At 67.1% G+C, this 280-nt stretch carries 1 protein-coding gene; it reads right to left on the bottom strand.

Annotated elements, in window-relative coordinates:
* A partial coding sequence (locus PU683_RS22150; protein ID WP_277174701.1) for a ParA family protein occupies positions 1-280 on the bottom strand: 280 nt, incomplete at both ends.

Here is a 280-nt window from a genome sequence, read left to right as displayed (position 1 = left end):
AGCACCGTCTGGCTGAAGCCGGGTGCCTCGGACACCTTCACGCTGCGGGGGATGACCGTCCGCAGAACGGTCGGGCCGAAGTGCTGGCGGACCTCGGAGGTCACCTGGTCGGCGAGCTTCGTACGGCCGTCGTACATCGTGAGCAGGATCGTCGACACGTGCAGTGCCGTGTTGAGGTGCGACCGCACGAGGTCGATGTTGCTGAGCAGCTGCCCCAGACCCTCCAGCGCGTAGTACTCGCACTGGATCGGGATCAGCACCTCGGCGGCCGCCACGAGCG

This window comes from Candidatus Kosakonia sp. 282A-S69, from assembly GCF_029433855.1.
Lineage (GTDB): Bacteria > Pseudomonadota > Gammaproteobacteria > Enterobacterales > Enterobacteriaceae > Kosakonia > Kosakonia cowanii_A.
Note: the sequence above shows the minus strand (reverse complement) of the source record. Positions and strands in the feature narration are given on the sequence as shown.